At 59.1% G+C, this 22,272-nt stretch carries 17 protein-coding genes; 11 read left to right on the forward strand and 6 right to left on the reverse strand.

Annotation, left to right across the window (positions count from 1 at the left end):
- Nucleotides 1–11 precede the first annotated feature (11 nt).
- Nucleotides 12–482 (forward strand): tRNA (adenosine(37)-N6)-threonylcarbamoyltransferase complex ATPase subunit type 1 TsaE, encoded by a 471-nt coding sequence (tsaE, locus tag AC5S27_RS04850; protein ID WP_493933439.1) that lies wholly within the window; start codon nucleotides 12–14, stop codon nucleotides 480–482.
- 199 nt (nucleotides 483–681) lie between these two features.
- Here tsaE and AC5S27_RS04855 read toward each other — a convergent pair whose 3' ends face one another.
- From AC5S27_RS04855 to AC5S27_RS04865, 3 genes are all read right to left on the reverse strand, one after another.
- Nucleotides 682–1,830, reverse strand: a complete 1,149-nt coding sequence (locus tag AC5S27_RS04855) for a trans-sulfuration enzyme family protein (RefSeq protein WP_493933440.1) — start codon at nucleotides 1,828–1,830, stop codon at nucleotides 682–684.
- A gap of 137 nt (nucleotides 1,831–1,967) precedes the next feature.
- Nucleotides 1,968–2,357: a carboxypeptidase-like regulatory domain-containing protein gene (locus AC5S27_RS04860; protein ID WP_493933441.1), complete on the reverse strand. Its 390-nt coding sequence runs from the start codon at nucleotides 2,355–2,357 to the stop codon at nucleotides 1,968–1,970.
- Nucleotides 2,354–3,301 carry a PLP-dependent cysteine synthase family protein gene (locus tag AC5S27_RS04865; RefSeq protein ID WP_493933442.1) on the reverse strand — a complete coding sequence of 316 codons (948 nt, stop codon included), beginning with the start codon at nucleotides 3,299–3,301 and terminating at the stop codon, nucleotides 2,354–2,356. The genes AC5S27_RS04860 and AC5S27_RS04865 overlap by 4 nt, the downstream gene beginning before the upstream one ends.
- Nucleotides 3,302–4,648: 1,347 nt before the next feature.
- Here AC5S27_RS04865 and AC5S27_RS04870 point away from each other — a divergent pair.
- The 4 genes from AC5S27_RS04870 to AC5S27_RS04885 all read left to right on the forward strand — a co-directional run bounded on the left by AC5S27_RS04870 (nucleotide 4,649) and on the right by AC5S27_RS04885 (nucleotide 9,044).
- Entirely contained in the window at nucleotides 4,649–5,041 is a 393-nt protein-coding gene (locus tag AC5S27_RS04870; protein ID WP_493933443.1) for a hypothetical protein, read from the forward strand.
- Nucleotides 5,042–5,217: 176 nt separating this feature from the next.
- Nucleotides 5,218–6,591 (forward strand): vWA domain-containing protein, encoded by a 1,374-nt coding sequence (locus AC5S27_RS04875; protein WP_493933444.1) that lies wholly within the window; start codon nucleotides 5,218–5,220, stop codon nucleotides 6,589–6,591.
- Between the two features lie 247 nt (nucleotides 6,592–6,838).
- Nucleotides 6,839–8,719, forward strand: a complete 1,881-nt coding sequence (locus AC5S27_RS04880) for a mechanosensitive ion channel family protein (RefSeq protein WP_493933445.1) — start codon at nucleotides 6,839–6,841, stop codon at nucleotides 8,717–8,719.
- Between the two features lie 151 nt (nucleotides 8,720–8,870).
- Nucleotides 8,871–9,044, forward strand: a complete 174-nt coding sequence (locus tag AC5S27_RS04885) for an XRE family transcriptional regulator (RefSeq protein WP_493937269.1) — start codon at nucleotides 8,871–8,873, stop codon at nucleotides 9,042–9,044.
- A 382-nt stretch (nucleotides 9,045–9,426) separates the two neighbouring features.
- Here AC5S27_RS04885 and AC5S27_RS04890 read toward each other — a convergent pair whose 3' ends face one another.
- Entirely contained in the window at nucleotides 9,427–10,443 is a 1,017-nt protein-coding gene (locus AC5S27_RS04890; protein ID WP_493933446.1) for a VWA domain-containing protein, read from the reverse strand.
- A gap of 82 nt (nucleotides 10,444–10,525) precedes the next feature.
- Entirely contained in the window at nucleotides 10,526–11,644 is a 1,119-nt protein-coding gene (locus tag AC5S27_RS04895; RefSeq protein WP_493933447.1) for a VWA domain-containing protein, read from the reverse strand.
- A gap of 278 nt (nucleotides 11,645–11,922) precedes the next feature.
- On the opposite strand from AC5S27_RS04895, the gene AC5S27_RS04900 reads away from it, so the two are divergent.
- From AC5S27_RS04900 to AC5S27_RS04915, 4 genes are all read left to right on the forward strand, one after another.
- Nucleotides 11,923–12,744 (forward strand): N-acetylmuramoyl-L-alanine amidase family protein, encoded by an 822-nt coding sequence (locus AC5S27_RS04900; protein ID WP_493933448.1) that lies wholly within the window; start codon nucleotides 11,923–11,925, stop codon nucleotides 12,742–12,744.
- Complete coding sequence (locus AC5S27_RS04905) at nucleotides 12,741–13,355, forward strand: GerMN domain-containing protein (RefSeq protein ID WP_493933449.1); 615 nt, start codon at nucleotides 12,741–12,743, stop codon at nucleotides 13,353–13,355. Before AC5S27_RS04900 ends, AC5S27_RS04905 begins: the two co-directional genes overlap by 4 nt.
- Nucleotides 13,348–14,178, forward strand: coding sequence for a glutamate racemase (gene murI / locus AC5S27_RS04910; RefSeq protein ID WP_493933450.1), 831 nt, complete (start codon nucleotides 13,348–13,350; stop codon nucleotides 14,176–14,178). The genes AC5S27_RS04905 and murI overlap by 8 nt, the downstream gene beginning before the upstream one ends.
- Nucleotides 14,179–14,276: 98 nt before the next feature.
- Nucleotides 14,277–15,044 (forward strand): enoyl-ACP reductase FabI, encoded by a 768-nt coding sequence (locus AC5S27_RS04915; RefSeq protein WP_493937270.1) that lies wholly within the window; start codon nucleotides 14,277–14,279, stop codon nucleotides 15,042–15,044.
- A gap of 137 nt (nucleotides 15,045–15,181) precedes the next feature.
- On the opposite strand, the gene AC5S27_RS04920 is transcribed toward AC5S27_RS04915, so the two are convergent.
- Nucleotides 15,182–17,950: a beta-glucosidase gene (locus AC5S27_RS04920; protein ID WP_493933451.1), complete on the reverse strand. Its 2,769-nt coding sequence runs from the start codon at nucleotides 17,948–17,950 to the stop codon at nucleotides 15,182–15,184.
- A 622-nt stretch (nucleotides 17,951–18,572) separates the two neighbouring features.
- Between AC5S27_RS04920 and AC5S27_RS04925 the strand changes: the two genes are divergently transcribed.
- Complete coding sequence (locus AC5S27_RS04925; protein ID WP_493933452.1) at nucleotides 18,573–20,648, forward strand: S53 family peptidase; 2,076 nt, start codon at nucleotides 18,573–18,575, stop codon at nucleotides 20,646–20,648.
- Nucleotides 20,649–20,789: 141 nt separating this feature from the next.
- Complete coding sequence (locus tag AC5S27_RS04930; protein WP_493933453.1) at nucleotides 20,790–22,247, forward strand: glycoside hydrolase family 30 protein; 1,458 nt, start codon at nucleotides 20,790–20,792, stop codon at nucleotides 22,245–22,247.
- Nucleotides 22,248–22,272 lie beyond the last annotated feature (25 nt).

Raw genomic sequence — 22,272 nt, forward strand, 5'->3', positions numbered from 1 at the left:
AGAGGAGTACGATGAGCAAGCAAGAACCCGAAGTCCGTGAGTACGAGACGAAATCCGCTGCTGGGACGGTTGCCATTGGCCGCAAACTAGCGGATTTGCTGACGCCGCCGCGGCTGATGATTTTGCGCGGGGATTTAGGCGCGGGTAAAACCACTCTGGTCAAAGGGATAGCGACTGCACTGGGGGCGGCTGAGCCGGATGAAGTGACTAGTCCGACGTTTAATTTGATCCATGAATACGCTGGCGAGCTCAATGGTAAGCCAATGAAACTGCTGCACTTGGACCTGTACCGGCTGGATGCCGAGCGGCAGCTTGATCCGCTGGGGCTTGAGGAGATGCAGACGCCGGATGCGCTGATTCTGGTGGAGTGGGGCGAGAAGTTCAAGAGTATTCGCAAGCGGGCGGATGGAGAGATTGCAATCACGGCTGAGGGCGGGGATACCCGCAAGATTGTTGTGACGCTGAATCAGCCAGCCAGCTAGTCAAGAATGGAATTGGCGAAATCGGCCGGTTTTGCGTCCATCGCGATTGTCCGACGCTGCGCAATTTCTGTCGTACGCTGCGCAATACTTGTCGGACAATGCGCAATCCATGTCTGTGCGACGTGCAATCTGTATGGGACAAAAGGCAATGGCCGCGCAGAAACGCGGCCATTTTTCGTGGTTGGTGGATTAGGTTTGGTTAGACGGCGTCTAGGGCCTGGCTGAGGTCGGCGATCAGGTCTTCCTTGTCTTCGATACCGACGGAAAGACGGACAAGTCCCTGGGTGATGCCGATTTCGAGGCGGCGCTCTTCGGTGAGTGCGGCATGGGTGCTGGTGGCGGAGTGCGAGGCCAGAGATTCGACGCCGCCGAGGGATTCGGCGTTGAGGAAGATCTTGATCGCGCCCAGGAAGCGGCCTGCGGCCTCGCGTGAGCCGAGTTCCAGCGTGATCATGGAGCCGAAGCCTTTTTGCTGGCGCACGGCGAGTTCGTGCTGCGGATGCGACTTCAGGCCGGGGTAGAAGGTTTTCTGGACCTTGGGGTGGGTCGAGAGGAATTCGGCGATGGCGCGGCCGTTTTCTTCGTGCTGCTTCATGCGCAGCGGCAGTGTCTTGATGCCGCGCAGGATCAGGAAGGATTCGAAAGGCGAGAGGATGCCGCCCATTGCTTTCTGAATGAGGTGGAAGCGTTCGCGGTGCTCTGCTTTCGCGCCGACCAGGACGCCGCCGAGGCCGTCGGAATGGCCGTTCAGGAACTTGGTGGTCGAGTGCATGACGATGTCCGCGCCGAGGGCGAGCGGGCTCTGCAGGGCGGGCGAGAGAAAAGTGTTGTCGACGCTGACTTCCGCTCCGCCGGCGTGGGCGATCTCGGAGACGGCGGCGATGTCCGTGAGCTGCATGAGCGGGTTGGTCGGGGTCTCGACGTGGACCAGCTTCGTCGCCGGTTTGAGGGCCTTCTTGAGGGCGTCCAGGTCGGTCAGGTCGACGTATTCGACTTCGATGCCGTAGTTGACGATGACCTTGTCTAGTAACCTCGCCGTCCCGCCGTAGACGTTGTGCGAGCAGATCAGGTGGTCGCCGGTGTGAAGCGGGGCGATGAGGGCCATGATGGCGGCCATGCCGCTGCCGAAGACGTGGGCGTTCTTGCCGCCTTCGAGGGCTGTCAGCGCTTCTTCGAGGCGGTCGCGGGTGGGGTTGCCGCCGCGGGAGTAGTCCCAGCCTTTGTCGGAGCCGATGCCGTTCAGCTCGAAGGTGGAGGTGGCGTAGATCGGAACGTTGACGGCTCCGGTCTGCGGATCGGGATATTGCCCGGCGTGGACGGCGAGGGTTGCGTACTTGTAATCAGCCATGATGGGTTGGAAATGCTCCTGCATTCAGCTTATCGCGTTGACTTGGTAAGAGAGCAGCTAGCAGAGAACAGAGAACAGTTGAAAACTTCGGCCGCGACTTGGAAGGAGTGTGGACGTTTTCGATGTAGTAGAGGGGCCTAGTTGGCGGGGGAGATTGTCAGGTGGAGGTGCTGGTCTCCGAAGGGGCGCAGCAGGGCTGTATATTGCGCGGGGTTGAAGCCCTTTTGGAGGATGCGGATTTCTATCTTCTTGCCGTACTTCTTGTCGTCGAAGGTGAAGTAGCCTTTGCTATCGGCGAAGGTGGAGGCCAGAAGCTGATGTGTCTTGGGATTGTGGACTTCGACGGTCGCGTACTCCACGGTCATGCCGCGGGAGTCGTAGACGGTGCCGGCGAAGTGCCGGACGTGGATGGGCTGGTCCTCGACTACTGGCTGGACTACGGGTGCGTTTTTCTTGCCCCGGGCGTGCAGGCCTGGGACGGTGAGGGCAGTAGCGATGATGGCAAGCGAGACGTGCCGGAGCTTCACAGGCCGCCCTCGAAGATGTTTTTGGAGAGGTAGCGTTCTGCGGAGTCGGGGATGATGAGGGCGATGCGCTTGCCGGGGCCAAGTTCGGCGGTGAGCTGGGCTGCTGCGTGAACGATGGCTCCGGCGCTGGAGCCGCCGAGGAGGCCTTCTTCCGCGGCGAGGCGCTTGACCATGGTGAAGGCGTCGTCGTCGTTGACGGCTACGATGCGATCGCAGAATTCGCGGTGGAAGGTTTCCGGGATGAAGCTGACGCCGATGCCTTCGACTTTGTGCTTGCCGGGCGCACCGCCCTGGAGGATGGAGCCCTGGGTTTCGACGGCGACGGTGATGGCTGCGGGATTGTGTTTCTTGACGAAGCGGGCGATACCGGAGAAGGTGCCGCCGGAGCCTACGCCTGCGACGAATCCATCGATCTTGCCTTCGAGCTGTTCCCAGATTTCTGCGGCAGTGGTGTCGTGGTGGTAGTCGGGGTTGGCCTGGTTCTGGAACTGGAGGGCTACGAAGGCGCCGGGGATGGTGGCTGCGGCATCTTTGGCGCGCCGGATGGCTCCGCCCATGCCTTCTTCTTCGGGGGTGCGGACGACTTCCGCGCCGAAGCCACGCATGAGGATGCATTTCTCTTCGGCGAAGCCTTCCGGGACGAAGAGCTTGACCTTGTAGCCGCGGTTCACGCCGATGAGGGCGAGGCCTACGCCGGTGTTGCCTGCTGTTGCCTCTACGATGGTCAACCCGCGCTGGAGGAGGCCGCGCTTTTCGGCGTCAAGGATGATGCCGAGCGCGGCACGGTCCTTAATGCTGCCGCCGGGGTTGAGGAATTCGAGCTTGGCAAAGAGGCTGGCGGCGGGCGGTGGGGAGATGCGGCCGAGGCGCAACATGGGGGTGCTGCCGACGAGGTCAGTGATGTCGTCGGCGATGCGCAGGGCGGGATTGGTGGTTAGAGGCATACAGTCTTCAGTTTATCGTATGCGGTGATGCGGGGGATTAGGGAACGGGGATTAGAGAACAGAGAACAGAGAACAGGGAACAGAGAACAGAGAACAGAGAACAGGGAACAGGGAATAGGGAACAGTAGAAACAAATGCGAAGACAGGCTGGTCTGCTTTAGCCCATTCTTTTCGCAGTGTTGGAACGGATGGGTACCTGGATGGTCTTTGCCGATCGAAGGGCAAGCGCAGATTCCCGTCGGGAATGACTGAAGGGTAGGCAAGGACAGCGGCAGAGGCGCATGCTAAGGCAACTACCAAAGCAACAGCAGGTCCTTCCACTGCGCTCCCCGTTGGTCGCTTCGCTCAGGATGACATCCGTTTTATTGATTCAACGGAGGGCGTAGGAATCTTCAACTTTAATGGGCGACTAAGTTCGTCGGGTATGTTGCTGAAACTTATACAAAAATAAATGCGAATAAATTGGAATAACCTATTGCTTTTCTGTTTCTACTTATGGCACAGTACTCAAAGCGTAGGAGAATCACCCCGATGAAGTACACATTGCACAATTCGGAATTAGCGATGCGTGGGCTGGAGCAGCTTTCGTTTAGCTGCGTCGGTCGCCGGGTGTGGTCTCCCAATTTCCAGTAACCCCACTGGTGTCTGCTCCTACGCATAAGCGCATGCACATTGGTTAATCGCTGATTTTCAGTAGTGGTCCTTCCGTTTGCCTTCGTGGCGAATGGCTGGACTGCAACTGAGGATCATTTTCGATCGGTACGTCCGAGTGGTGTTGAGTGCAGTTACTTCACTGTAAATGAAAAATCCCTGCACTCTATTTGTTCCCTCGGATATTGGTAACGAGCCTGGATAACTTATGTTTCCGCTGGACGCTGCGATAAGTTATGCGCAGCGGAGGGAATAGCTTTGCCTCCAGGGTAGTTATTAGTCGAGTCAGTATGCGAGTTAGTGCGCCGGTGGCGGCGATGAGAGTTACTTCCTCCAAATAAGAGCAGGGCGGGAAACCTTGCCGGAGCGGGTCACTTCACGGAGCGGGGGCGTAGTCCCGAAGCACAAGGCGCCGTGCAGCAGAGGTTCCGAAACTCTCGTCAGGTATTCCCCGGTGCGACTTTCCTGGGATCGATCGATTCGGTGAGGCGCTGAGGTGCATGCGCCAGACAACAACCACCCTGGCCGGTGGTGCAGGCAACGGTTACTTCTGACGAAAACGTTGGTCGCTGGTTCGAGTCCAGCCTGGGGTGCAAACTCTGGTAGCTCAGTGGTAGAGCAGCGATAAGCACCGTCGCCGCCCTGTTCCCCGGCCATATTCTTCCCGTTTCCGGTGGGCCGGAGCGCGGATAGCGAGTGAGTGACATGGGCAAGTTGTTTGTGAAGGATGGCACACCGGTGGGCAATCAGCACCTGTGTAAGGGCTGCAGAAATGGGCAATACATCACGGGGTATCGGGAGTCGGACGTGCTGGTGATCTGCGCGCTGTCGACGCCGAGTTTTCAGCTTCCGTTTGTGGTGCATGAGTGCAGCGATTTCAGCGATAAACACAAGCCGGATTGGGAGCAGATGGAGAAGCTGGCCATCAACATTCAGCCGGTGCGGGTTTCGAAGAAGACACGCGGATTCAATGTCGCCGACACGCTCAGGCCTGAACAGCCGGAGTATGAACCGGCGGCGGCGAAGAGGCCGGAGGATGACGAGGAATTTGACGACGTCGATGCTGACGCTGAAGAGGCTCTTGTCTAGGTTGTGAACGTTGTACGAACAGGCCTGCCGGTGGCGCAGGGAACGGATACTTCGGGTGCAGCAGGTTCGATCCCTGCCTTCAGATTGGGGCCAGGCGACTGGGTCTGGCTCTGGTTTGGAGTAAATCCGTACCCGACTTTTCCCCGGCGGTGAATTTTGAATGAAGGAGGCACAGGATGCGACTGAATGTTTTGAAGTTGATTGAGTATGACGAACTGCCGGATGGGCCCCGGACGCATGAGGGGGCGCTTGCGGTGGTTCTTACTCCGGAGCAGGCGCTGCGGCGTTCGGTGCTCTCCTGCATGCTGTGGGAGCGCGAGTTCTATGAGGATGGGGCGGATGTTGCAAGCCGTATTGCGAGGCTCGTTCCTCAGGTTCGTGCGGAGGCAGTGGCCGCGCTGGCGGTGGAGGCTCGGGAGCGGATGAAGCTGCGGCATGTGCCGCTGCTGCTGGTGCGGGAGATGGCGCGGTATGCGTCGCATCGCGGACTGGTGGCAGAGACGCTGCAGCGGGTGATTCAGCGGGCGGATGAGTTGGCGGAGTTTGTGGCTATCTACTGGGCCGACCGGACGCAGGGGCGGAAGCAGCCTTTGTCCGGGCAGGTTAAGAAGGGGCTGGCCGCGGCTTTCGTGAAGTTCGACGAATATGCGCTGGCCAAGTACGACCGGGCTGGTTCGGTTCGGCTGCGGGATGTGCTGTTCCTTTCGCATGCGAAGCCGGTGGATGCTGCGCAGGCTGAGGTTTGGAAGCGGCTGGCGGAAAATCAGCTGGCTACTCCGGATACCTGGGAGGTTGCGCTGTCTGCTGCCGGGCGCGATGGAAGTCTTTCCAAGACTGTTGTCTGGGAGCGGCTGCTGGTGGAGAAGCGTCTGGGGGCTTTGGCTCTGCTGCGCAATCTGCGGAACCTGCGTGAGGCTGGAGTGCGCGAGGAGCTTGTGCTGGAAGCGCTCGGGGCGATGAAGACGGAGCGGGTGTTGCCGTTTCGGTTTCTGGCTGCGGCGCGGAAGGCTCCGCAGTGGGAGATGGCGATCGAGCAGGCGATGTTCCGGTCGCTTGAAGGGCGATCTTCTCTTCTCTCCGGGCACACTGTGCTGCTGGTGGATGTGTCGGGGTCGATGAGCTATCAGCTTTCGGCTCGTTCGGAGATGAATCGTACGGATGCTGCGTATGGTCTGGCGATTCTGCTGCGGGAGCTGGCGGAGAAAGTGACGATTTATACCTTCTCCGAGGTGGCGAAGCTGGTTCCGGCACGGCGGGGAATGGCTCTGCGCGATGCGCTGGACCAGAACCAGCCGCATCAGGGCACGTACATGGGCCGGGCGGTGGAGCAGGTGGAGCGGGAGGTTGGGAAGTATGACCGGCTGATCGTGATCACGGACGAGCAGGCGCATGACCGGATTCGCGATCCACGCGGGCAGGGGTACGTGATTAACGTGGCTTCTGCGCGGAATGGCGTGGGGTATGGCAAGTGGGTGCATGTGGATGGTTTCAGCGAGGCGGTGGTGGAGTACATTGCTGAGCTGGAGCGGTCTGGATCGCCTATTCACTGAAACGGCAAATGCAAAGGCCGGCTGGGGAGTGATCCCTGGCCGGCCTTTTGTTTGGTCTGAAATGGAGGAAAGCATACCTCAGGGGCTAAAGCCCTTCTCGCTTGCGTCTCTTGTTGCCGGGGATAAATCCCCGGCCTACCTCAGAGACAACTTCCGTGGAGCGGTCGGGCGGTTGCTGGCCGGCTTTTTGTTGTCTGTTCAGAAACGAACGTAGTTTGAGGCGCGATCCTCTGGGAGAATTGAGGGTATGGCTACTTCCCCTCAATCCGGTTCGAATGTTCCTGCTGTCGTAGATCCTTCACGCAAACGGATTTTTACTAAGGTGCGGCTGATTGCGCTGGGATCTCTGGTGGCGGCGATTTTGCTGCTGGCGATTTTCTCGTGGACGACGCGGGACTCGATGCAGAACCTGCCGTTTCTGAATGTGAAGACGATCACGGGCAAGCTAGCGGCCAGCCAGAAGACGCTGGTGGATCTGAGTCCATGGCAGACGGCGTCGGCTCTGGCTCCGCTGGCGGTGACCAATGAGGAGCAGCAGTATGCGCAGGAGGCGGAGCGGCTGGCGGATCACGAGGTGGACCAGGCGTTTGCTTCGGAGTTGCGCAAGGCTACCGCGCAGGTGCAGAACCGGGTTTTGACGGGGGATGCGCTGGCGCTTTCGCAGCGGGTGGACCAGTTGCAGGAGCTTGTGAAAGAGGACAAGTCGCAGGTGCAGGATTTGTCGCCGGCGCCGGGAAATACGGGCAAGGCGAACGATGGCGATCCGATTGAGGATACTGAGGACGACCTGGAGATTGCCAAGGCGCAGTTGGGGTTGGATTCGGACCAGTTAGCGGATGCTCAGGAGGATCTGGCGCGGGCTTCGGGGGATAACCGGGCGCAGATTCAGAGCGAGCTGCAAGAGCACGAAGCGGCGATGAAGAAGTATGACAGCGGTTCTGAAGAGAAGAAGCAGGTGGCGGTGTTGTCGGCTTCTCGTTATGGGACGCTTTCGGCGCTGATCAAGGCTTATAACAGCCAGCGTTCACGGCGCGGATTGATTGAGCAGGCGGCGCAGAAGGCTGGGACGGATATAGCCAATCTGACGGCCGAGCATAATGCGCTGGAAAAGCAGGCGTCGGCTGCCGCAACTGCTGCAGCGGGTGTACAGCAGGATCATGCTGCGAAGTTGTCGAGTCTGAAGGCGCGTGCGGCGGAGCGGCAGTTGCTTGGCATTTATGACGACCGGATTCAGACGCAGCAGCGGCTTAAGGAGATTTACACCAAGTGGGCGGCGCAGGTGGAGTTGCAGCACAGGATTGTGCTGCATTTGATTTTGCAGTCGCTGGCGTGGGTGGCGTTTTTGATTATCTGCGTGGTGTTGGCGGATGCTTTGCTGGTCCGGTTGATGAGCCGGCCTACGCTTGACCGGCGCCGGATGCAGACGCTCAAGACGATTTTGCAACTCGGTGTTCAGGTGGTTGGGGTAATTGTGGTGCTGCTGGTGGTGTTTGGGACGCCGCGGCAGATGCCTACGATTCTTGGGCTGGCAACGGCTGGATTAACGGTGGTGTTGCAGGACTTCATCATCGCGTTCTTTGGCTGGTTTGTGCTGATGGGGAAGAACGGGATTCGCGTTGGCGACTGGGTGGAGATTAACGGGGTGGGTGGTGAAGTGACCGAGATTGGGCTGTTCCGGACGACGCTGCTGGAGACGGGGAACTGGACGGACAAGGGGCATCCGACGGGGCGGCGGGTGACGTTTATCAACAGCTTTGCGATTCGCGGGCAGTACTTTAACTTTTCGACGACTGGACAGTGGATGTGGGATGAGATTTCGGTGAGTGTGCCGGCGGGCGAGGATACGTACGCGATGATCGAGGAGATACACAAGGCGGTGATTGCAGAGACGGACAAGGATGCCACGATTGCCGAGCAGGAGTGGAAGCGGGGGTCGAGGTCGGATGGGTTGAGCCAGTTTTCGGCGGATGCCACGGTGAATCTGCGGCCTTCGGCATCGGGGATCGATGTGCTGGTACGGTATGTGACACGGGCTGCGGATCGGGCGGATATGCGGAATAAGCTGTTTCAGCGGGTGCTGGATGTGCTGCGGAATCCGGCGGCTGAGGGTGAGGCTGGAAAGGCGTGAGGTATGGCAAATCGGATCAACAACGAAGTGGTGCAAAGCAGCGGGAACGTGTTTGCTGATCAGATGCAGCTGAACTGGATGCCAAGGTCCGGCTTGGTGCGCGATTAACCAGATTGTTGAGCAGGATGGATTGACGCAGGCTGAGGTTGCGATGGGGTTGGGAATCAACCAGCCGAAAGTTTCCGCGCTCTTACATTACAAACTGGAAGGCTTTTCGGTAGAGCGGTTAATGCGGTTTCTGGAGGCGCTGGGACGGGATGTAGACGTCGTGGTCAAAGCTAGGCCTCGAAGCCGGGCTGCTCGATTGGCGATCAAGGCTGCATAGTTTTTTGGCAGAGGCTTTTGGGGCTTGGGTTGACGAGAGCTGACGCTATAGATCGGGCCTTCAGCCCTTCTGGATGGTATCGATCGCGTACCTGGGCCGTTGGACCAAGCTGGTATGAAGCGGGCCTTTGGCCCTGAGTTGTTGCGGTGAGGTTCGAGGCCTGAGGAAGGTGGATCGTCATTCTGCATCTTTGGGAAACTGAAGAATCAGCAGGGCTGAAGCCCATTCGTTCTTATTGGCTTTTCGGCACGACTGAATCCGCGCCCTGTTACAAAGCCTTGTTTGCGGAGAGTTTGGCCCCATGCTGTTAAGGCTTAATCCAGATTGGATTAAGCCCCTCTCGTTGAAGCGAGTGCGAGTATTGAACGGCCAAGGAGCGCGGCTATTTTGTTGCGGGAGTCTTGGGGGCGTTTTTTACGCTGGGGAAGTAGCCTGTTCTTGTGCGGACGTTGAGTTTGCTGTTGCCTTTGGCCTGGGCTGTTACCGTGATTTTGCGGAAGCCTGGGTCGGTGCTGGGTTTGGTGCTGTGGTAGGCCAGCGTGTATTGACTGCGGATATCGCGGGCTACTTCGGCGGCGATCTGGTCCACCTGCTCCAGTGTTTTCGGGAAGTAGGATATGCCGCCGGTTTCCTGGGAGAGCAGTTCCAGTGCGCGGCGGGCGTGGCGGACTTCTCCACGGGACATTTCGTCGCCAAAGAGCAGGCCTACCGTGTAGATGACCGGGCCGGAGAGTTGCTGAACGCGGTGAATGGCTTGTTCGAGGGTCAGGGTGCTGGCATTGTCTTCGCCGTCGGTGATGAGGACGATGACTTGTTTGGGACGCTTGGCGTCGGCGGCCAGCTTGTCTGCTGACGCTACGACAGCGTCGTATAGAGCGGTGCCGCCTCGCGACTCGATATGGCTCAGGCCGTCCTTGAGCTTGTTGGGGTCGGACGTGAAGTCCTGGTCGATATAAGCGTCGTCTGCGAAGTTGACTACGAAGGCTTCGTCCTTGGGGTTGGAAGCTGCGATGAGGTCCAGTGTGGACTTGTTCACCGCAGGGCGCTTCTTGTACATGGAGCCGGAGTTGTCGATGACGAGGCCGATGGAGACTGGCAGATCCTGGTGCTGGAAGCTGAGCAGGGTCTGGGCGACGCCGTCTTCGAGGATGTGGAAATCATCCTTCTTGAGGTCCTGTACGACGCGGCCGCTGCTATCGAGGACGGTCACGTTGAGGGAGACTTCTTCGACTTCGCTGCGGAGGACGAAGCCGCTGCGGTCTTTGGTGACTTTATCTTCTGGCTTTGTCGGTGTGTCGGGATCGGGAGAGCGGACTGGGTCGCGATCTACGGTCAGCGGGTTTTGCTGAGGGGCTGGCTTGGGTTGCTGAGGCTGAGCCAAAGCTTGCAAGGACAACATCAAGGCCAAGATTGCAAGCCCGCCTTTCAGCAGCGGGAGGTGCGGCGCACGAATTGGCAGGTTTCGATGGAGAGCTGTCGGATTAGTGGAGGGGGGCATAGTAACCGGTGCGGGCATGGACTGTTAACGGGGGCAGGCCCTGGGGTGGCACCAGCTTTACCTTCACTTTACGCCACTTGCCGTCACGTTGCATGGATTTGGGATGGTATCCGAGCACATATTGGTTGCGTAGCTCGGTGGAGATCTTGACGGCGATGTCTCCCATGTCGGCGAGGTCGTCTACGCGGAACATGCGTCCGCCGGTTTCTTCACTCAGGTCGTTGAGGAGCATGGGCCCCATGCGCTCTTCGGTGGTGGGGGCGTAGGGATCGAAGATGCCGATGGAATATATCTCTACGTCGGATTCGCGCACCTGGGATTTGACTTCGCCCTCGGTGTATCGTGAGCGGTTGTCGCCGCCATCGGAGACGACCAGGAGAGCTTTGCGCTGATTCTTGGCCAGCTTCATCTTGTCCATGCCGAAATAAATGGCATCGAGCAGGGCTGTGCGGTGTCCGCTGCGGACAGTTTGCAGGCGGGCTTCGATGTCGTCGATGGAGGAGGTGAAGTCTTCGATGAGTTCGGGGCGATCGTTGAAACCAATGACGAAGAACTCATCCTGAGGGTTGGCGGTCTTCATGAACTGGAGGATGGAGTCGCGGGCGCGAATGAGCTTGGAGGTCATGGAGCCGGAGAGGTCCATGATGATGCCGATGGAGACGGGTGCGTCTTCGGTGGCGAAGGTGCGGGTTTTCTGGAGGGAGTTGTTTTCGTAGATAAAGAAGTCGTCCTGCTCCAGGCCGGTGACGAGGCGGTTCATGGGGTCGGTAATGGTGACCGGGACCAGGACGAGGTCGACGTCCATGCGGATGCGGGAGCCGGGGCGAGCCTTCAAGCCTTCGTTGCCTTCGAGGGCTGGGGCTTCGGCGCCGGCGGGCGCACCTGTGGCGGGGGTGGCAGTGGTGCCGGGTTCGGGGACGTGGACCTTGTTGAGTTGGTCTTCCTGGGCGTGGGCTCTACTGGGCGCGAGGCTGGTCACGAGGGCGAGCAGAATGACCGTGGCGGCCAGCCGGCTGTACCGGCCGACGGCGCGCACGCCAGAGTGTTCGCGCGCAGAGCAGCGTTGAATCGGAGCAGCGTTGCGAAGAGGGAGTGTGGTCATACGTCTACCCCTATTGTGCTCAGAATGTTAGCACTGTTGTGAACCATTTGTGTTACTGAGTTGTCATCGTGTTGACCGGAATGGAACTCCTGTTAGGAGAACGGGCGGGAAGGGTTTTGGATTGGCGGCTGGGGTACAATCGAGCGAAGGTTGACGGCCCTGGCCATGCTTACGACAGCTCCTGAGAGAACGCGGGTTTGCTGGTTTTTCAACAGCTTAGACTGTTTTGCCTTGAGTTGTTCTGCGATATTGGCTCTGCGTGGCGGGGTGACTGGCAATTGATCTATCGATCCGGTTCCATCTCGGGAAAATCGCTCATCACTTTTTTGCTGGGTTGCGTGGTTTGCCTACCGGCGGGACTTGAGGCCGGGGCGCAGGTGGCTCCGGTGGTGCCAGCGCCTCAGTCTGCTCCTGTGCCTGCTGTCCCGGTTGTGCCGCAGCGGCGGTTTGTCGTGGTGCTGGATGCCGCGCATGGCGGCGAGGATGGCGGAGCGCAGCTGGCTGGTTCTGTTTCCGAAAAGACAGTTACCCTGGCGATGAGTGTCCGGTTGCGATCGCTGCTGACGGCTCGGGGCTTTCAGGTCGTGACGACGCGGGAAGGCAATGTTCGCGTGGAGCCGGATGCCCGGGCGCAGGTGGCAAATCGTGCCGGGGGCAGCTCCGGGGCGGCGGCTTGCCTGAGCCTGCATGCGACGCAAGCTGGTTCTGGGGTGCATATTTTTGTCTCTTCGCTGGCCCCGGCGGCTCTTACCCGGTTTCTGGCCTGGAAGACGGCCCAGGCGGCTTATGTGACGCGGAGTTTGAAGCTGGCTGGTGTGGTGAATGGGGCATTTGAGCGTGGGTCAGATGCGGGTCCGATTGCGGCTAACCTGGCGCGGACAAGTTTGCCGGGGGTGGACAGCATGACCTGCCCAGCGGTGGCGATTGAGATGGCGCCGGTGCGCGGGACAGATGGGGCGATTGTCACTGAGGTGACAGACGAGCAGTATCAGACGCAGGTGGTGCAGGCCTTGGCCGACGCGGTGCTGGCGTGGCGGACGGATTGGGAATCGGATGCAGTGCGGCCAGATTTGAAGGCGGCGGGGAGTAAGTTGCCGTGATTCCTCGCTATCAAAAAATCATTTTTCTGGTGCTGCTGGTGGTTTCGATTGCCATGGCTGCGGTGCTGGTGCGGCTCCGGGAGCGGGCGCACGACCGGTTGCTGAAGGGCGAGGATCTCGCGCCGACGACTGCCCCGGTGGTGGCCCCGGCAGAGCAGGCTACGCTGCTGGTGGCGAATGATCTGGATGGTTCGCTGACGCCTGAGGCTCGATCGCTGCCGTTGCCGAAGGACGAGGAGGCTCGAGCCCGGGCGTTGCTTGACCGGTTGTTGGAGGTGTATGCGGCCGATGGCGCCACGCATCCGGTGCCGGGGGTACCGCGGGCGGTGGAGCAGGTGTTTTTGTTGCCGGCTGAGGGAAAAGCGGGTGGGGAGCTGGCGGTGGTGAATCTGGCGGGGGCATTTGCGGATGGGCATCCGGCGGGGATTCAGGCGGAGATGCTGACGGTGCAATCGATCTGCGGGACGCTGCGGGCGAACCTGCCGCGGGTCAGTGAGGTTCGGTTTTTGGTGGATGGGCAGCCGCGGGCTACTTTGGCGGGACATGCGGACTTGACGAGGACGTATCTGACGGCGGACGCGCCGGCTGTGACTGGAGCTGGGCGTGAGTGAAATCTTGAGCGCTGGGCCGGTGATTGGGGTGTTTGATTCCGGGTTTGGCGGGTTGACGGTGCTGAAGGCGTTGCTGAAGCGGATGCCTGGGGCGCGGTTTGTCTTCCTTGGGGATACGGCGCGGCTGCCGTACGGGTCGAAGTCACAGCGGACGATTGCGAAGTATGCGGTAGAGAGTGCCCAGTTTCTGGTTGAGGAGCAGAAGGCTGAGTTTCTGGTGATTGCCTGTAATACGGCGAGTGCGCTGGCGCTGGATGCGATTGAGGAAGCGGTGCCGGTGCCGGTGCTGGGAGTGATCAAACCGGGGGCTGCTGCCGCTGCGGCTAGTTCTACGAGCCGGGATGTGATGGTGATTGCGACCGAGGCCACCGTGGCGAGTCACGCTTATGCGGCGGCTTGCCGGGCGCAGGGGCTTAAAGGGATCGAGAAGGCTTGTCCGCTGCTGGTGCCGCTGGTGGAGGAGGGCTGGGTTGACAGCCCGGTGACGGCGGAGGTGGTGCGGATTTATCTGGCGGAACTGCTAGCCGAGGCGCAGGCTGCCGGGCAGAAGCCGGATACGCTGGTGCTGGGTTGTACGCATTATCCGCTGCTGCGGGGTGTCTTTGAGGCAACTGTGCCCGAGGGTGTGCGGGTGATCGATTCTGCTGAGGCTACGGCGGATGAGGCAGCCCGGCTCGTGGGTGCTCGCGGTGCGGCGACGGAGGGAGTGGAACCGCGGATTCGCTGCTTTGCTACGGATTCGGTGGAGAAGTTTGCGCGGCTGGGGTCGCGGTTTCTCGGGTTGCCGGTGGGTGAAGTGGGGCTGGTCGATCTGGGCGGGTAGTGATGGCGGTGAAACGGTGACTGCGTTTGGGCTGGTATTCTGATTTGCGTTTGCTGGAGCCTGTGGGCGCTGGCGTGAGGGGAAGTGTTATGGCGGATTTGATCAATCTTGAAGGTAAGACTGCGGTGGTTTTTGGGCTGGCGAACAAGCGTTCGATTGCGTGGGGCATTGCGCAGAAGCTGCAAGAGGGCGGAGCTAAGCTGGCGATCTGCTATCAGAACGAGCGGATGAAGTCCGAGGCGCAGGGGCTCATTGACGAGCTGCCGGGTGCGGATGGGTTTCAGTGCGATGTTTCGAGCGACGAAGAGATTGAAGCGTTGTTTGCGCTGTTGAAGGAGAAGTACGGGAAGCTGGACGTGGTGGTGCACGCTGTGGCTTACGCTCCGCCGGAGGAATTGAAGGGTGATTTCATCAACACCAGTCGTGAAGGTTTCAAGATTGCGCATGATGTAAGCGTGTATTCGCTGATCGCTGTGTCGCGGGCGGCTGCTCCGCTGATGCCGGAGGGTGGGAGCGTGATTACGCTTACCTACTTTGGCGCGGAGAAAGTGGTGCCGCACTACAACGTGATGGGTGTGGCGAAGGCTTCGCTGGAGGCGACGGTGCGGTATCTGGCGTCGAGCCTGGGTCCGCAGAAGATTCGGGTGAATGCGATCTCGGCTGGGCCGATCAAGACGCTTGCCGCGCGCGGCGTGGGCCAGTTGGGCGATATGCTGCGGACTCATGCCGAGAAGGCACCGCTGCGGAGGAATGTCGATCAGCTTGAGGTGGGCGGGGCGGCGGCGTTCCTGGCGAGTGAGCTTTCCGGGGCGATTACTGGCGAGACGATTTATGTCGATTGCGGATACAACATCATGGGGTTTTAGGAGGCCGCCAACCGTAGGGCCTTCGACTACGCTACCGTTAGTCGCTTCGCTCAGGATGACAGATTGTTTTGAAATTGTATGAGTGCAGTGCCCGCCGAGAGATGATTCCTCGGCGGGCATTTGTTTCTGCAGTCGGTTTAGGGGATGGTAACTTTCGCGGTTAGGGGCAGGTCGCGGGAGGAACTGCCTACCAGGACGTTTCTTGGGCCTTTGGCGGCTGTCCACTTGTTGGCTTTGGTGTTCCAGAATTCCAGGCGATGTTTTGGGATGGTTAGGCTGACCGACTGCGATTCGCCTGCTGCCAGGTGAATGCGGTCGAAGGCGGCGAGAGCGTGTTCGGGGAAGTCGCCTTCCTGCTTTGAGAGTGGGCGGCCGAGGTAGATTTGTGGGACTTCGTCGCTGGCGACTGTGCCGGTGTTTTTGAGGGTGAAGGAGACGGTCAGGCCGCCGTCGGATGAGGGTGTGGCTTTGAGGTCGGAGTAGGCGAAGGTGGTGTAGCTGAGGCCGAAGCCGAACGGGAACTCAGGGGCGATTTTCTGCTTGTCAAACCAACGGTAACCTACGTTGACCCCTTCGCTGAAGGTGGTTTTGCCGTCTACACCTTTGGCGGAGCGTTCGGGGAATTTGGGGTCGGTGGCGGGGTAGTCGGCTAGCTTTTTGGCCCAGGTGAAAGGGAGACGGCCGGCGGGGCTGACTTTGCCGGTGAGGACGTTGGCTGTGGCCCAGCCGCCTTCGTCGCCTGGCCACCACATCTGCACGACGGCTTTGACTTTGCCGAGCCAGGGCATGGCTACGGGTTGGGAGACGTTGAGGACGACGACGGTGTTGGGGTTGACGGCGGCGATCTCTTCGATGAGCTTGTCCTGGTCGTAATCGGTACCGTTGCCGGGGAGGGCGAAGTCCTGCTTGCCACGGGTCCAGGCGAAGACTACGGCTGTTTTGGCGGCTTTGGCGGCGGCGATGGCTTCTGCGTGATTCTTCTTACGTTCGTCGGGAGTAACCCAGGCGAGGCGAACCTGGGCGGGATTGTTGGAGGTGTCGGGCTCGATGTGGACGGAGACTTTGTGTGGACCGGCGGTGAGCTCGACGGCGGCGCGAAGGTTATCGAGGCCATCGGTGGTGGGCATGAGGCCGTCTTTGCCGCCGAGGACGGTGTCGCCGTGGACGGCGCCGCGCATGCCGTTGGCACCGGCGACGTGTTTGCCGTCGATTTCGAGAGAACCGGCTGCTGCGAGCAGTTGCAGGTAGATCCAGTAGCTGCCGGGCTTGTCGATGGTCAGCGTGCCTTCCCAGGTGATGTCGCTGTTGGCGGGGAGGGCGGAGTTGGCTTTGTCGGTAAAGTCGAGGACGGTATCCGTGGACTTCGTCCCGTCTTTGGCGGTGCGCTGCAGGCCGGGTTTGCCGTCTGAAGTCCAAAGTGCTGCGGGGATGGCGGTGCCGGTCATGTCGTCTTCCACGGCGTAGGTGACGTTGGTGCCAGGGGCGACTTTGGCCATGGCCTGGACGGTACCGATCTGGCGCCAGGGCCAGCCTAGCGAGCGCTCACCTGCGGTGCCGATGGCTACCGTCTGTCCCGCGCCGGGGCCGATCATGGCGATTGCGTCGGCGGGGTTCAGCGGGAGGATGTGGCCTTCGTTCTTGAGGAGAACGGCGGCATCTTCGGCGGTCTTCTGGATGGCTGCGGCGTTGGCTTCGACATCATGCGCGGGCGGTTCTTTCGCATCGATTTTCGGGCCGGACTGGCCGGGAGTGGGGTGGTCCAGGTAGCCGAATTTCTCGTATTCGTAGAGGACGCGACCCGCGGCGCGGGTGATGGTGGCGTCGTCGAGTTGGTGCTGCTGTCGGAGGTTCCAGAAATTCGTGTGGGCATCTTTTGCTGTGCCGAATGCACCCATGTCCATTGGCTTAGGGGCAGGTTCTTCGGGCAACGGGCCGCCGAAGAAGCCGGCGAGCGCAGCGGTGTTGAACTTGAGCGGCGGAGTGGGCTTGGGTTCTTCGGTAGTGAAGAAAGAGAAGATCATGGCGCCGAGCGGGCTGTCGGGTGGGCCGACGCCGGGCATTTCCATATCGAGGCCGTTGTTGATGAAGTTGGCGGCGTGGACTGCGCCCCAGTCCGAGGTGACGAAGCCTTTGAAGCCGACTTCGTCACGAAGGATTTTGACGAGGGTGTCGGAGTTGCCGCAGGCAGCTGTGCCGTTGACTTTGTTGTAGGAACACATGATGGAGGAGACGTCTGCTCCCACTGCGTCAATAAAGGGCGCGACGTAGATTTCGTGCAGGGCCTGCTGGTCGACGAAGACGTTGCTGCCGTCGGTGTCGTAGGCGACGTAGTGCTTGGCCTGGGACATGACTCCCTGGCTTTGCACGCCGCGGATGAAGTTGGCGCCCATGAGGCCGGTGAGGACGGGGTCTTCACCGTAGGTGTTGTAGCCGCGGGCGAAGGTGATGTCGCGGTCGATGTTGATGAAGGGCTCGAGGACGACGTCGATGCCGAGAGACTTGGCTTCGCGGGCGACGACTTTGCCGTTCTCTTCTGCATCTTTGGTGCTGAAGGTGGCGGCTAGGCCCATGGTGGCGGTTTCGGCTTGCGAGGGAAGGCGGGTGAGAACGCCGGGAGGTCCGTCGGACATGCGCAGTGGCGGGATTCCGAGGCGGGGAACGCCGGTAAGGTAGCCGGCCTGGCCCTGGTTGGTGGCGGACGGTTCGGAGGCGCCACGGATGAGGGCCATCTTCTCGTCGAGGGTCATCTGGCTTAGAAGCTTGTCTACTCTTGCGTTGCCTGTGACAACTGGTGCGGCTGTTTGCGCGAATGCGGGCAGCATCGCTGAAGAGGCAACGACAGCTGCGAGCGCGAGGTACGACTTGAATCGGGATGGCGAAGTGTGAGACGTGAGAATGGGGGTCAATTTAGGCTCCGGGATAGAGACTTGCAAGTGGGACGTAAGCAGCATACGCAATCGAATGCGCATCGGGTCCGGATGGAAACGCTGCCATTGAAATAAATTCTGTTTTGAAATGTGAACGAGATCGGGATCTAGCGGCTCAAGGTGCTCGGCCTTTGATGAATACAACGCAAAAGATTTTTCTTGGCGGTTATTGAAAGCTTCATGCTATAGTTCGTCCATGCTTCTACTGACCTCACGTCTACGAGTTCTAACGAAGTCACCCTCCTGTTGAATCCCCATCAGCAATTCTCAAATGCACTTCGTAAGTCTTGATGGTTCTGCACGTCTTCTGTTGTCTTTGCTGCCGATGATTGACTTAGAATGCATGTCTCTGCCTATGAGACCTTTCTTTTCCTTTGACGTGTTCAATTGCTGCAGCCATGACGGATAGCTCAACTTAGTTTTGTTGCGTGCCGGCATTGGTGTTGCTACTGCATTCGCCTATTGCAAGGTAGAGCGATACGGGGCCAGTTTGTCTCTTTCTACGTAGAGGAAGAGTTATATGGAACCGTCGATCGATATCTGCCATAAAGGCGGACTGCCCCCACGTGTCTGCGATCCATTTTTGGGTCGAGGAGAACTTATGAACATTCGCATCTCTGTAGCCAAGGCGTCCTGGACAGCCGCTGCGTTTTTGGCCGTTCCCGCTCTTGCAACCATTTCCGCGCATGCTCAATCGGAGCTTCGCACTGTAAAGACTTCGAATGTACCCAAGGTGGTAAGCGTAGCCCAGGATCAGGGGCGAGTTGATCTGCGCAAGCAGCAGACACTCACAATCCTGCTGAAGCTGCATAATGAAGACGAGTTTAACAAGACGGTGGAATCGCTTTACGATCCAGCCTCACCGAAGTTTCACCAATGGCTGACGGATAAAGACCTGGATGGGTATGCACCGACGGCGGCTGAGCTTGAATCGGTAAAGAAGGAACTTACAGGGCATGGATTTTCAGTCGTATCTTCCGACCCTCATAACTTCTCGCTGCGAGTGAGGGGAACTACGACGGCGGCTGAAGAGGCGTTTCAGACCCAACTGCGTACGTTTGCGTACCAGGGCAGGACGTTTCAGGCCCACACGACCGAGGCGAAGCTGACTGGCGCGGCGGGGAACCTGATTGGATCGGTGGTTGGGCTTGACCGGCATGCGGTGCGTCCGCTGCTGTCGGTTGCGAGCAATCCGAAGACGGGCAAGCCGCTGAGCAAGAGGATCCTGAAGAAGTCTGATCTCGGATCGACCATTCTCAGCTCGATTACGCCGCGGGCGATCTATCCTCCCACGACTGTCACCTACACCACGCCCGGCGCGGCGCTGCCCGTAGCTACCTATACAGGTGCTGTATACGATCCGGACCCAAGCCTTATCGTCTCTTACACGCCGGCGCAACTGCAGGCATACTACGGGCTTACCTCGCTGATCAAGCAGGGATACGACGGACATGGTCAGACGATTGCGCTGGTGGAAGCTTATGGCTACGATGCGGCGGAAGCGGATGCCAACACGGCTGCAACCATTTTTGGTCTGCCTGCGCTGAATTCGAGCAATTTCACGACGATCTATCCTGAAGGAAAACCGCTCAACCCTCAAGCTGCCGATCTGACTGGTTGGACAGGTGAGATTGCGCTTGATATTCAGTCTGCGCATGCCATTGCTCCGGGTGCGAAGATTGCAGTGGTTGCTTCTTCGGGCCAGGATAATGAAGATCAAGCTGCGTCGCTGCTTTACATCATCACGCACAAAGTGGCTAACACCGTCTCCAGCAGCTGGGAGAACGATGATGAGATCATTGCCGGCGCAGAGGAAGAAAACCTCTTCAACACTGTGCTGAAGCTTGGTGCTGCATCCGGCATATCGTTCCAATTCTCGAGTGGTGACGGTGGTGATCTTGGCCTTGGTACTCCGCTTGGATCCGTGGGTGTTCCTTCCAATTCACCCTATGCGGTCGCAGTAGGTGGGACCAGCGCATTCAACAACGCAAATGCAACTCTGCCGTTAACGGCGGGATGGGGCAACAACATTTCCTATATTGATTCGTATGGGCCCTTCGACCCTCCGTTCAGCTTCTTTAACGGTGGCGCGGGTGGCGGCGAGAGTCTCTTCTATGCCAAACCGTCGTGGCAAAAAGCATTGCCCGGAACTGGCCGTCAGGTGCCGGATGTTTCAGCGCTGGCTGATCCTTTCACAGGCGTGGTGATTATCTACACCAGTGGTGGAGTGCAGTATGCCGAGGCTGGTGTTGGAGGAACGAGTCTGGCCAGCCCGATCTTTACGGCTATCTGGTCGATCGCGGACCAATACAATGGCAGCCCGCTTGGTCTGGCCAGTGTTGCGGCTTCGAAATTGAAACCGGGTCAAATTCGTGACGTGTTGCCAACGACCAGCCTTACGCCGAACAACGTTGCGGGTACGATTACTGACTCGAGCGGATCAACGTACTATTCACCTGCCTCGTTATACGATGGGCTGCTCTATGGCAATACAGGGTTCACGAGTGCTATCTGGCCGCTCGACAGCAATGATGCGGTTGCCATCAGTTTTGGCACCGATTCTTCGTTGACGGTGACGAAGGGTTGGGACAATGTTACAGGCTATGGGGAACCCAACGGACTCCCTTTTATTCAGGGTGTCACGGGTAAGACCAAGGGTGCGGCTATTACCAAGTAGCCTCCTCCTGAAAATTACAACCACACTAACGCGCCGGAGCATATTGCTTCGGCGCGCTTTTCCGTATGCCAGAGGAATAGCGACCCTGGTCGCTGGTATGATTTCGTCTGCTAAGAGCTTCGATCGAAGAAGGGTTGCGAAATGAAGGCGAGTTCACGGCGTGGGTTTCTGAAGACGGCAGTGGGAATGACAGGTGGCGTTGCGTTGGCTAAAGCTTTGCCTGGATGGGCGGCTCCTACTGCCGGTCCGGTCAAGGTTTGGCGGACGTTTCGTGATCAACGGTATTCGGCTGGCGAAGCGCTTCAGTGGCGGCCGGCGACGGCGATTGCCGCGGATGCGATTGTGCTTGATCCGGCGACGACGAAGCAGGAGATTCTTGGGTTTGGAGGGGCGCTTACGGATGCCACCTGCTACATCCTGAGCCAGCTGAAGGCTGATGAACGCGAGGCCGTGATGCATGATCTATTCTCGCCTCGAGAGATGGGCTTGAATGTCTGCAGGACCTGTATCGGGGCCAGTGACTATTCGCGGAGTGCGTACACGTTTGACGAGAGTGAGACGCCGGACCCGGAGTTGAAGAAGTTCTCGATTGAGCATGACAAAGCCTACATTTTGCCGACATTGCGGGATGTAAGAAAGGTCAATCCGGAGATGTTTCTGTTCTCATCGCCCTGGTCGCCTCCGGGCTGGATGAAGACGGGTGGGTCGATGCTGGGTGGGGCGATGCGGAAGCATAGTTATGAGCCGTATGCGAAGTACTTTGTGAAGTTCCTGGAGGCGTATAAGTCGGATGGCGTGCTGATTGATGCGGTAACTGTCCAGAACGAGGTGGATGCGGATCAGGATGGGCGCATGCCTGCCTGTCTGTGGGGGCAGGAGTATGAGATTGAGTTTGTGAAGGACCATCTGGGACCGGCGCTGCGTGGGGCAGGGATGAAGACGAAGATATGGGTGCTGGATCATAACTATGCTTTGTGGGGGAGGGCCATTGCTGAGTTATCCGACCCCCAGGCGTATGAGTACATCGATGGGATTGCATGGCATGGGTATGTAGGCGATGCAGTCGCGATGACGCGGGTGCATGAGGCGTTTCCGGAGAAGAATGCTTATTGGACCGAGGGTGGACCGGATATTACTGCTCCGGATTATGCGACGGACTGGGCGCGCTGGGGTGAGGTGTTCAACAGCACGCTGAATAACTGGTCTCGTTCGATTACGGCTTGGAATCTGGCGCTGGATGAGAAGGGAAATCCGAACATTGGGCCGTTCCCTTGCGGTGGTGTGATCACGGTTGAGAATGGGAGCCACAAGATTACGAAGAGTGGGCAGTACTGGGCCTTTGCGCACTACTCGAAGCATGTGAAGCGCGGGGCGAAGGCGATTGCGACCAATGGCGTGGAGACGCCTTCGATTGGCGGGTTGATTGAGAATAAGAACTCACGGGCACTGACACATGCTGGGTTTCGCAATCCCAATGGAAGCATGGTGGTGGTGCTGGCGAATCGTGGAGATGAGCGGCGGGTGCAACTGGTGCATGGGGCTGAAGTACTTGAGTTAACGATGCCGGAGGATGCGTTGTTTACTTTGCAGTGGAGTTGATGGCAGACAGGCACGGCCAGATACT

It is taken from the genome of Acidicapsa borealis (genome assembly GCF_059115245.1).